The sequence below is a fragment of the Edaphobacter modestus genome (genome assembly GCF_004217555.1).
GTDB classification, from domain to species: Bacteria; Acidobacteriota; Terriglobia; order Terriglobales; family Acidobacteriaceae; genus Edaphobacter; species Edaphobacter modestus.
Genome location: NZ_SHKW01000001.1, coordinates 3,888,640 through 3,899,509 on the forward strand (window position 1 = coordinate 3,888,640; position 10,870 = coordinate 3,899,509).

Genomic DNA, 10,870 nt, shown 5'->3' on the forward strand with positions numbered 1-10,870 from the left:
ATCTCAATGCAGGACTACCAGCAGCACCACGCCTGCCAGCAGAACGAAAAACGGTACCAGAAAGTGGCTATCGGTAAGGATAGTCTTCGTTGCACGAGCCAAACCGGTGCGATCGTCTATTGTTTTCATGCTCTTATCCGTAAGCGGTAACTCCGGGCTAAACCCTATAGACCGTTGCTGGCGCTGTCAACCGAAAGAATGGTTTCTCCTGCTCCCAGCATCCCACAAAAAATCCTCATAACCGCAGCCATATTTCCTTGTCTAATGCGCTGAATGGAAGTCAACGACCACGCGATCGTCCGGGAGGTACTGGCCGGAGACAAAGACGCTTATGGCAGGCTCGTCGCTCGCCATAGTCAAAACGTCTTCCGCGTCGCCTTCCGTATTACCGGCGACGAGGCGGACGCCGACGAGGTCGTGCAGGAGGCTTTCCTTCGCGGCTATCAGCGGCTTCAGAGCTTCGAGTCACGATCGGAATTTGGAACCTGGATCTACCGCATCGCCGTAAATTGCGCACTCAATATGATCAACAAACACAAAGTCGAAGCAACGTACCAGATCGGTGAAGAGACCGACCCCTCGCAACAGCAGGTGCAGGTCGCCGACACCTCCGCCGGTCCTGAGCGCACCTTGCTCAGCCGCGAGATCGAGTCTCTTCAGGCTGCCGCGATGCGAAATCTCACCGCGACCGAACGGACCGCCTTCATCCTCCGCCACGTGGAAGATCGCACTACTACTGAGATCGCCACTGCGCTCGAGATCGCTCCTAACGCCGCAAAGCAGGCCGTCTTTCGCGCTGTACAGAAGCTGCGCCGCAGCCTCGCTCCACTCCGGGTGAACCCATGAAGCACTTGAACGAAGAACAGCTCATCAACTACTACTACGGCGAATCCGAAGCGGCCGCCGCTATCGACACGCACCTGCGCGAATGCAGGGACTGCGCAAAGGAATACGCCGCACTTACAAACGATCTCTCGGCCATCGCGCCTTCTCCAACTCCAATCCGTGATGCCGATTACGGAGCACAGGTATGGCAGTCCATACGGAGCTCCGTGCCTGTCTATGAGGCTCCGCGAAAGAGACACAGTTGGTTCGCGCTTCATCCCATGCTTAATTCCTGGAGCAGCGGTCTTGCCGTTGCCGCCGCTTGTGTGCTCATCGCTGCGGCATTCTTTGCGGGGCGGCAATGGGAGCACCGCAACGGACCGTCTCCCATAGCCAACAACGGAAGCGGCGATCAAGGGCGACAGCGCGTGGTGCTCGTAGTTCTCAGCGACCACCTCGACCGCTCCGAACGCCTGCTTGTGGAACTAAAACACGCCGGGCCGTCCACGGAATCTCCTCTGCGGGCCGAAGCGCGTGACCTGCTCTCGGCGAATCGCCTCTACCGCGAGAGCGTGAAGCAGGCAGGCGATCCTGCGCTCTCCTCTGCGCTCGATCACCTGGAGCGCGTGCTGATTGAAGTTTCGAACGAGCCTGCCGGTCTCTCGCAGGCAAAGCTCGATGAACTACAGAAAGAGATGAATACCGACGGCCTCCTCTTCGAAGTTCGCGTTCTCCGCTCCCGGGTGCAGGAGGATGTCGATCAGAAGGGGAACACCGCGGCAGCAGGGAAAGGGGTCTCCATCTTATGAACGCTAAACTTATCTTCCCGGTCGCACTTCTGGCGTCCACACTTTTTGCACCCGCAGCAATCTGCCTGGAGCCGGTCGTCTTCGCAGAGGCCAATCCTCTCATCGAGATGCCTGCCGACGATCGTGGCAATAATCCCTACGCCGACGGCACGCGCGCCATCAACGAGGGCCGATGGTCCGACGCCGAGGCAATCTTCGCAAAGATAGCTGCTCAGCACGGAGACCGCTCTGACGCTGCGCTCTACTGGAAGGCCTATGCGCAAAACAAGGAAGGCCAGCAGGGCCGTGCGCTCGAGACCTGCGCCGACCTCGGCCATACTTACCCGCAGAGCCGCTGGACCTCGGAGTGCGACGCGCTTCGCATCGAGATTCGTGGCCGGAGCGGACAGCCGGTCTCGCCGCAGTCGACGGGCGATGACGAATTGAAATTGCTGGCACTCAACGCTCTGATGCAGCAGGATGAAGCTCGGGCCATGCCGGCCATTCAGCAGATCCTCAACGGCAATGGCTCGGAGAAGCTCAAGGAACGTGCTCTCTTCGTGTTGGCGAACAGCAACTCGCCTGAGGCTCAAAACCTGATCGGACAGATTGCGCGTGGCCAGTCGAATCCTGCGCTGCAGATTCGGGCGGTTCGTATGTACGCCGCTATCAAAGGCAAGCAGTCGGCTGCAACGCTTGCGGATGTCTATCAACACACGGCAGACGAAGCCGTAAAGCGCGCCATTCTTCAGTCGTACCTGGTCGCCGGCTCACCGGACAAGCTGGTCGAGGCGGCACGCAGCGAACAGAACCCCGTGCTCTCGAAGACCGCAGTCCAGACCCTTGGAGCCATGGCCGCCGTCTCAGCGCTGTCGCAGCTCTACCACGACACGAAAGATACACAGATCAAGTCCGCGATCATCGGGGCGCTGGTGGCTTCGGGGCCGAGAGGCGTCGAGACGCTCAGTGAGATCGTGAAGACCGAGCAGGATCCCGAACTTCGCCGTAAGGCCATCCGCAATCTCGGAGTGACTGGTGGCCCAGCCGTAGCCCCGACGCTGGTGGCAACTTATCAGAGCAGCCCCGATTCGGAATCGAAGAGGGCTGCCGTCGAAGGACTCTTTCTCTCCGGCGACGCGCACGATCTCATCGCTCTCGCTCGTGCTGAGAAGAACCCCGAGCTCAAACAGGCAATCGTCTCCAAGCTGAGCATCATGCACAACAAGGAAGCCACCGACTACATGATGGAGATCCTCAACAAGTAGCAACGTCCCCAAAAGGAGGGTACGTCCCGTGAATAGCCATCTCGCTATTGCTCTCGTCCTCAGTGCGTCTGCCGTCGCCTTCTCGGGTCAGCAGCCGCGCATCTCCAACACGCAGCTGAACACTGAGCCGGTAGGCCCAGGACTGTCCGCGACGGTGACGCGATTTCAGCACTCCAACCAGCAGCTATGGATTGGATATGAAGTGCCAGCTCTTCCACGAAACCATTCATCTTCATGCGGCGATTCATACGGATCATCGTCTGACGATGGATGCTGCGGTGAAGTTCAGCTCGAGGGTTCGCGAGACAATGTGACCGACACCGCTCAGAAGACCGAGCCGGGCAGGATGTATGTTCTGCTTCGTCTCGATCACGGTTCTGTAAACAAAGTGCGGTCCACGAACGTAGGTTGTCGGATGAATGCCGGCGGCGTCCCCTTCACCTGGCTCACGGGCGTACAACCGGAGGACAGCGTCCACTTCCTCGCTCAGCTCGCCGGCCAGTCCACGACGGAGAATCGCGTCGGTGAGGGCGCGCTGGCTACTCTGGCGCAACATGCAACTCCTGTCGCAACCACCGAACTTGCGACACTCGCGAGCCCGCCAAGCTCCACCCGTCTGCGCGAGAAGGCCGCATTCTGGCTTGGAGCCGAGCGTGGCCACGAAGGCCTGCTTGCTCTCGAAAAGCTCGTTCGCAGCGAGCAGGACCCAAAGCTTCGTGAGAAGCTCGCATTTGATCTCTCCATCAATCACGATCCTGCAGCAACGGACGATCTGCTGGCACTTGCAAAGTCCGACACCAATCCCGGCGTCCGCAGTCAGGCAATCTTCTGGCTCGCCCAGAAGGCGGGAAAGAAGGCAGGCGCGGCTCTTACCAATGCTATCGAGAACGACCCCGACCAGCAGGTCAAGAAGAAAGCGGTGTTCGCGCTCAGCCAGCTCCCCAAAGACGAAGGCATTCCGCAGCTCATTCATGTCGCTCAGACGAACACAAACCCAGCGGTTCGTAAGGACGCCTTCTTCTGGCTCGGCCAGTCCGGCGATCCGCGCGCACTTTCCTATCTCGAATCCGTTCTCAAGCAATAAATCCGACCAGATCCGCAAGCACTTGCCCTCGCCCTCCCACGCGGAGGGCGAAAGTGCGTTAGACTCCCACTGTTCAGGCTTGCCGCTAAACCTCGTCGAAAAACCGACGCCGAACAGTCCAACAAGGAGCCGTACCCCGTTGATCCTCCCTCTCCGCCTTCCTGCGCTGCGCACCACGGTAAAAGCACTGCTTGCCTTAACTCTTTTTGCCTCGCCCTCCCTCCACGCACAGTCGGCAAAAGAGGTCTCCGACATTCTGCAAACGTTGTCCCCGCAGTCTCAGAAGACTCTCGAGCGCCTCTCCACGTTCGACAATCTTCCCGGAGATGAGTGGCGTTACCACGTAGGCGATCTGGCGCACGGCGAAGACCCCGCGCTCAACGATTCTTCCTGGCCCGAGGCCAAACCGCACAGCAAGGCTCCGGTCGAGGCCGTCTGGTATCGCCGCCTGGTCGAGGTGCCGAAGACTCTCAATGGTTACGATCTCACCGGCTCGCGCATCTGGTTTCAGTTCCGCGCCAACGCCAACGGCCCCGTCCCCGAGATTGTTTACTTCAACGGACGGCGTGTCGCACTCGGCGATGATCTGGAGCCCATCGTCCTCTTCGATCAGGCCAAGCCAGGCGACAAAATTCTCGTAGCCGTGAAGCTGCTCCAGACCGTCGATACCAAGAACTTCGCATCTGTCTCCACACGCATCGAATTCGCCAAGGGACGCCCGAATCCCTCCGACCTGAGACTCGAGTTCCTTTCGACCGCCGTACTTCTGCCCTCGCTCTCGCAGCAGACGAAGCAGGACATGGCTACGCTCGAGCAGTCCATCGCTGCCGTAGATCTCTCTGCGCTCGACTCCAACAATCAGCCGAAGTTCGACTCCTCGCTCGATACTGCCCGCCAAAAACTCGAAACGCTTAAGCCAACTCTTCAGCAGGCGACCATCCATCTCACCGGCAACTCGCACATCGATGCTGCGTGGCTTTGGCCCGTCTCCGAGACTGTCGATGCCGTCAAGCGCACCTTCTCCACCGCGCTGCAGCTGATGAACGAGTATCCGGACTATACCTACACCCAGTCCGCCGCTGCCTACAACGAGTGGATGGCGACGAAGTATCCCACCATCAACAACGAGATCAAGAAGCGCATCAAGGAAGGCCGCTGGGAGATAGTCGGCGGCATGTGGGTCGAGCCCGATCTCAACATGCCCGATGGCGAATCGCAGGTCCGCTCGCTGCTCATCGGCAAGCGCTGGTTCCAGAAAGAGTACGGCGTCGACGTCCGCATCGGCTGGAACCCCGACTCCTTCGGCTACAACTGGCAGCTGCCGCAGATCTACAAGCGTTCCGGCATGGACTACTTCGTCACCCAGAAGATGACCTGGAACGATACCAACCAGATGCCCTTCAAGCTCTTCTGGTGGGAGTCACCTGACGGCAGCAAGGTCCTCACCTACTTCCCGCACGACTACGCAAATAACAACCTCAACCCCGTACGCCTCTCCGCTGATCTCGCTGTCGCTCGCCAGCGTTCTCCCGGCATGGAGCAGATGATGGATCTCTACGGCGTTGGCGACCACGGTGGCGGACCCACCCGCGCCATGCTCGATGAAGGCAACCACTGGGCGAAGGACGGCATGATCGTTCCCAAGCTGAAGTTCGGCACGGCGCAGAGCTACTTCACCGACATCGAGCAAAAGGTCTCGTCCAACTCACCCACATGGGATTACACCTCCATCGCCAAGGGCTACAATGCTCCCACGCCTGACACCGGCAAGATCGGTATTCCCACCTGGAACGACGAGATGTATCTCGAATATCACCGTGGAGTGTTTACCACGCAGGCCCAACACAAGCGCAACATGCGCGAGAGCGAAGAGCAGACCATCAACGCCGAGAAGTACGCCTCCCTCGCATGGCTCAACGGGAACGCCTATCCCAACGATCAGTTCACGGATGCGTGGAAGAAGATCGCCTTCAACGGCTTCCACGATCTTGCCGCCGGCTCCGGCATCGGCGTTATCTACAAAGAAGCCCAGGCCGAGTTCGACCAGGTGCGGCTTGAGACCAACGAGATCTCCGCTAATTCACTCCATACCCTCGCCGCAAACGTAAATACCAAGGCCGCAGGCGATGTCCCTGTTCTTGTCTTCAACCCGCTCGCATGGTCGCATACCGGCGTAACGACGGTGGACGTGCAGATGCCCAATGCTTCCAGCAACGGGATCTCACTGCTCGACGAGCACAACAAGGTGGTGCCGGCGAAGTTGCTTTCCAGCGATGCCAAGAACGGAAGCTACAAACTGCTGGTTCAGGCGCACGATGTTCCATCGCTCGGGTATCAGGTGTTGCATGCTGTGGCTGGCGAGAAGTCTTTCAAAACCGACCTGAAGGCCAGCGGCACAACGATCGAGAACGAATTCCTTCGCCTCGAAGTTGATTCCAATACAGGATGCATCACCAGCCTCTATGACAAGAAGGCCAAATTCGAATCTCTTGCTAAGGGTTCATGCGGTAATCAATTGCAGACCTTTGCCGATCTTCCCAAGAACTACGATGCCTGGAACATCGATCCCGGCACACTCGACCACATGACTCCCATCGATAAGGTCGACTCCGTCGAGCTGGTTGAGAAGGGGCCGATGCGCGCAGTCATCCGTGTAACCCGTACCTGGCAGAGTTCGAAGTTCGTTCAGGACATCCAGCTCTACGCCGATACGGACACAGTCGATGTCATCAACGACATTGACTGGCATGAGAAGCACGTTCTGCTCAAGGCAGCCTTCGCCCTCGCTGCGTCCGGGCCCATGGCGACCTACGAGATCCCCTACGGAACCATCGAGCGTCCTACAACTCGCAACAACTCCTGGGAGAAGGCAAGGTTCGAGGTCCCCGCAATGCGCTGGGCTGATCTTGGCGATTCCAGGCACGGCTTCAGTCTGCTGAACGAGGCGAAGTACGGCTACGATGCCGTCGACAATACGTTGCGGCTTACGTTGCTGCGTTCCGCCACATGGCCCGATCCCGATGCGGATCAAGGCCGTCAGCACTTCAGCTATGCGCTCTATCCTCACGCCGGAACCTGGAAGCAGGCCCTTACGGAACGCCACGGTTACCAGTACAACTACGAGCTTCGCGCTCAACAGGTCGCGCCGCACGCAGGTCCGCTTCCGCTCGAACACTCCTACGCATCGGTCTCGCCGGAGAACGTCGTTCTCACCGCCGTCAAGAAGGCCGAGGATGATAACGGTCTGATCTTCCGTGTCTTCGAATGGGCGGGTAAGCAGGGCGACGTCACCTTCACGGTGCCTGCTGGAGCCAGCGCCGCCACCGAGACCAACCTGATGGAGAAGCCTACGGGATCGCCGCTCGCGCTCTCCGGGGATAAGGTGACAGCGCATATCAGCCCGTACGAGATCCTTTCCATCCGCGTCGACTATCCGCAGCCGTCGAAGCCCTAATCCTTCAAAGAAAACGCGAGAGGGCGAGTCGCAAAGGCGACTTGCCCTCTTACTCCATAAGCCCTCAACTCGAGACGTAAACTGAAGCAATGGAGAACAGCATGAGCCTTGTACGCAATCAGGATCCCAAGACCTTTACTCCCGAACCTGGAATGCGCCGTCAGGTGCTCGCCAACACCGACCAACTCATGCTCATTCGACATTTTTTCGACGCCGACTGGGTCGGCGGGCGTCACAGCCACCCGCATCACCAACTCGTCTACGTCATCAGTGGAGCGATCCGGGTCGATGTTGACGGCAAGGTCTTCGATGCTCGCGCCGGCGACAGTTTCATCGTCGATGGAGGCGTAGAGCATCAGGCATCTGCCCTCGAAGCCTCCGAGGTCCTGGACGTCTTCACGCCCACTCGCGAAGACTATCGCGATCTGTTGAAGTAGCCGCGCGAAGAATTAAATTTCAGGTTGAGCGATCTTGTCGTCTCCGCGGCTTCCACCCATGAAGCGAACCCCGTAAACCACCAGCCCAACTAGCAGGATTACACCTGCCGTCCGTATCTCCCGCACAAAGTTTGTTCGCGAGAACAGGATGAAGAGAAATCCTGCAAGCGCAAGTAAAGCGGGGATCGGATACAGTGGCATCCGATATCCACGCACCTTGCGCTCTCGTCTGTGTTTTGGCAGCAGCACCGCCAGTCCCTGCAGCAAAAACTGAAACAGGATCCGAATCACGACAAGGGCAGTGATCACCTCCTGCAGCCGGAAGATGCAGCAGATCATCGTCATCGTGCCCAGTGTCAGCAACGCATGATGTGGCATTCGCAGCTTTGGGTGGATGGCGCCAAACCACGAAGGGAAGTTGCCATCGCGCGCTGCTGCGAAGGGAATGCGTGACTGACCGAGCAGGAGCGCAAACACGGAACACAACGCGGCCACGGCAATCAGGACCACGATTACGCCTGCAGCTCCGTGTCCGTAGATCCGCTCCATGAACACGGCCATCGTGAACATCCGCGCATGGCTGCCGTTGTCATGCATCATCTCTTGCCACGGCAGCACACCCAGTACGCTGATGTTCATCAATAGGTATAGCGTTCCGACGATTATGACCGAACCGAGCACAGCTCGCGGAATCGTACGCTGCGGATCTCGAACCTCCGCACCCACAAAGCAGACGCTGTAATATCCGCCGTAGTCGTATGTTGCAATCAGCAGGCCTGCTCCAAGGCCCATAAAGAACGCGCTGTTCAGTTGAAAAGCGCCGGCAGGAAAGTCGAAAGCGATCCTTGAATCGAAATGAGTAAAGCCCGCCACGATGATGAACACCAGCGTCAGCACGACCGCGATCCCCAGCCAGCGAACGATCTTATCGATCGCCACGATGCTGCGGTAAAGAACAGCGAGGGCAAGCGCGCACGCCCCCATCGCAATCAGAGTTTGTCCGCTCACCACAATCGGAACGCCGAGAAACCTGGTGGAGAAAAAGGGACGAGCGGAATTTGGAAGAAAGAAAGACACGTACTGAGAAAATCCAATACATCCTGACGCAATTGAAAGCGGCGAGCTGAAAAGGATCTGCCAGGCGTAAAGGAAGGAAAGGACGCGCCCTAAACCGCGTTCGCCATAGAGATGTTTCAAATAGGCGTATGATCCTCCGGCCTCCGGATACGTCGTCCCCAGCTCGCTCCAGACCATCCCATCGCACAGAGAGAGCGCTGCACCCAGAATCCATCCCAGCATCGCCTGCGGTCCGCCCATCGCAGCGACGATCAGGGGCAGCGTCACGAAGGGTCCTATCCCCACCATGCCGATCACGTTCAATCCAAGCGCGGAGGACGTCGAAAGGCCCCGCTGCAACTCCAGCGGCTTTACCTTGACGGGCGAGGTCTCGAGGCGTTCAGCGTCCATCCGTCCGTCCTGTCAACCTGTTGCACTCGGCTCTCATCGTTTCCTGCGCCTCCGCAATGCGTTGCCTTCTCTCTCTTGACCAGGTTTCGTCCATCGAGATTGCATCGCGAGCGCGAAGAATCTCAGGACCCAGTGCCTCCGCGGCGGGCCCACCCGGAATCCTCCGAACTGCGACGAAGTTCTCCGCTCGCAACGCGTCGCGAATGGTTTCGCGGGACAGTGTATATCGTCCTTGCAGCTCACGTTCGACAATCTCCGTCATCGCATCGGCATCGTATGCTCCTCGCAGCTCACGGACGGCACCGCTCACCATCGTATGAGCGGCGTGGAAGGTCATGCCAGTCGTGCGCACCAGTGTGTCGGCAAGCTCCGTGACCGGCAGGAAATTTCCATCTGCTGCCTTCGCCATCTTCGCCGTATTGAACTCCGCCTCTTCGAGTGCTCCAGTCAGCAGACGAATGCTCCGCTCCGCATCGTCGAATGCGGTATACACCAGCGGCTGCAGATCATCCTCGGCATCGTTCATGTCGGCGAAAGGGGTGTTGTGCAGGCTCCCCACTACGCCTTGCGCCTCCACGAGTGCGCGGCTGGCAAGCACGCGAACATGCTCCAGTGGAACTGGATTCCGCTTCTGCGGCATGATGCTCGAAATCTGCACATAGGCATCGCTCAGCCGCAGGTATCCAAACTCCACCGTGCTCCACAGCAGCAGGTCTTGCGTAAATCTTCCCAGGCTTAGCATCGCGGTCGCCACCACGCCGCAGCTCTCGACCAGATAGTCCACCGCTGCGATCGCACCGTACGAGTTCATCTGCAGCCCATCGAAGCCCAGCAACTTCGCCGTGAAATCCCGATCGATCGGAAACCCGGTCGTCGTAATCGCGCACGCTCCCAGCGGGCTGCGATTCACCCGCACAAAGCTCTCGCGAATGCGCTCCGCGTCGCGCTCCAGCACTTCGATATACGCCATCAGGTAGTGGCCCAGCGTTGTTGGCTGCGCAGGCTGATTATGCGTATACGCAGGCATCAGAGCTACTCGATGCGTCCAGGCCAGCTCAACCAGGAAACGCCGCAGCTCCAGCAGCGAATCGAAGATCCGCATCAGCCTTCCACGCAGCACCATGCGATACATCGTAAGGTCGATGTCGTTCCGGCTCCGCGCCGTATGCATCTTTCCGGCTACCTCTTCGCCGCACGAGGCGGCAAACTTCTTTTCCAGGTAGAAGAAGAGATCTTCAAAGCTTCCGTCGTACTGGGTGGCCTCTACTTCGGCACGATCCAGCGCTTCCACCGCGCGAATGCAGGCAGCGGCCTCGTTCTTTGGCATGATGCCCTGGCGCGCAAGCATCAGCGTGTGGGCATATTCGATCTCGAGCAGAGGCTCCAGAAAAAATCGCTTCGCATCGGCGAAGACCGGGGCCAGCACGGTATCGCGATAAATGGGAGCTGGAAACTTCGTCTTCTGGCCGGGGTTCTTCATCCGTCTTCCTTCTACACTTCCTGTTTCAAGACAAAAAATAGGTGGCGCAAAACCATTATCGGTTTACGCC

General features: G+C 58.6%; 9 protein-coding genes. 6 read left to right on the top strand and 3 right to left on the bottom strand.

Going from position 1 to position 10,870, the window contains the following annotated elements; genetic code table 11:
• Positions 1 to 3: 3 nt before the first annotated feature.
• The gene (locus BDD14_RS32445) at positions 4 to 129 is read right to left on the bottom strand and encodes a translocated intimin receptor Tir (RefSeq protein WP_207231758.1); all 126 of its coding nucleotides are present in this window, start codon (positions 127 to 129) and stop codon (positions 4 to 6) included.
• 144 nt (positions 130 to 273) lie between these two features.
• On the opposite strand from BDD14_RS32445, the gene BDD14_RS16560 reads away from it, so the two are divergent.
• The 6 genes from BDD14_RS16560 to BDD14_RS16585 all read left to right on the top strand — a co-directional run bounded on the left by BDD14_RS16560 (position 274) and on the right by BDD14_RS16585 (position 7,853).
• Entirely contained in the window at positions 274 to 846 is a 573-nt protein-coding gene (locus tag BDD14_RS16560) for an RNA polymerase sigma factor (RefSeq protein WP_130419764.1), read from the top strand.
• Positions 843 to 1,634: a hypothetical protein gene (locus BDD14_RS16565; RefSeq protein WP_130419765.1), complete on the top strand. Its 792-nt coding sequence runs from the start codon at positions 843 to 845 to the stop codon at positions 1,632 to 1,634. The genes BDD14_RS16560 and BDD14_RS16565 overlap by 4 nt, the downstream gene beginning before the upstream one ends.
• Entirely contained in the window at positions 1,631 to 2,878 is a 1,248-nt protein-coding gene (locus tag BDD14_RS16570; RefSeq protein ID WP_130419766.1) for a HEAT repeat domain-containing protein, read from the top strand. The genes BDD14_RS16565 and BDD14_RS16570 overlap by 4 nt, the downstream gene beginning before the upstream one ends.
• A 28-nt stretch (positions 2,879 to 2,906) precedes the next feature.
• Entirely contained in the window at positions 2,907 to 3,962 is a 1,056-nt protein-coding gene (locus BDD14_RS16575; RefSeq protein WP_130419767.1) for a HEAT repeat domain-containing protein, read from the top strand.
• Between the two features lie 139 nt (positions 3,963 to 4,101).
• Positions 4,102 to 7,416, top strand: coding sequence for an alpha-mannosidase (locus tag BDD14_RS16580; RefSeq protein WP_242618011.1), 3,315 nt, complete (start codon positions 4,102 to 4,104; stop codon positions 7,414 to 7,416).
• Between the two features lie 101 nt (positions 7,417 to 7,517).
• Complete coding sequence (locus BDD14_RS16585; RefSeq protein ID WP_242618012.1) at positions 7,518 to 7,853, top strand: cupin domain-containing protein; 336 nt, start codon at positions 7,518 to 7,520, stop codon at positions 7,851 to 7,853.
• 12 nt (positions 7,854 to 7,865) lie between these two features.
• Here BDD14_RS16585 and BDD14_RS16590 read toward each other — a convergent pair whose 3' ends face one another.
• Positions 7,866 to 9,320: an APC family permease gene (locus BDD14_RS16590; RefSeq protein WP_130419770.1), complete on the bottom strand. Its 1,455-nt coding sequence runs from the start codon at positions 9,318 to 9,320 to the stop codon at positions 7,866 to 7,868.
• Positions 9,310 to 10,800, bottom strand: coding sequence for an argininosuccinate lyase (gene argH, locus BDD14_RS16595; RefSeq protein WP_130419771.1), 1,491 nt, complete (start codon positions 10,798 to 10,800; stop codon positions 9,310 to 9,312). Before argH ends, BDD14_RS16590 begins: the two co-directional genes overlap by 11 nt.
• Between the last annotated feature and the right edge of the window lie 70 nt (positions 10,801 to 10,870).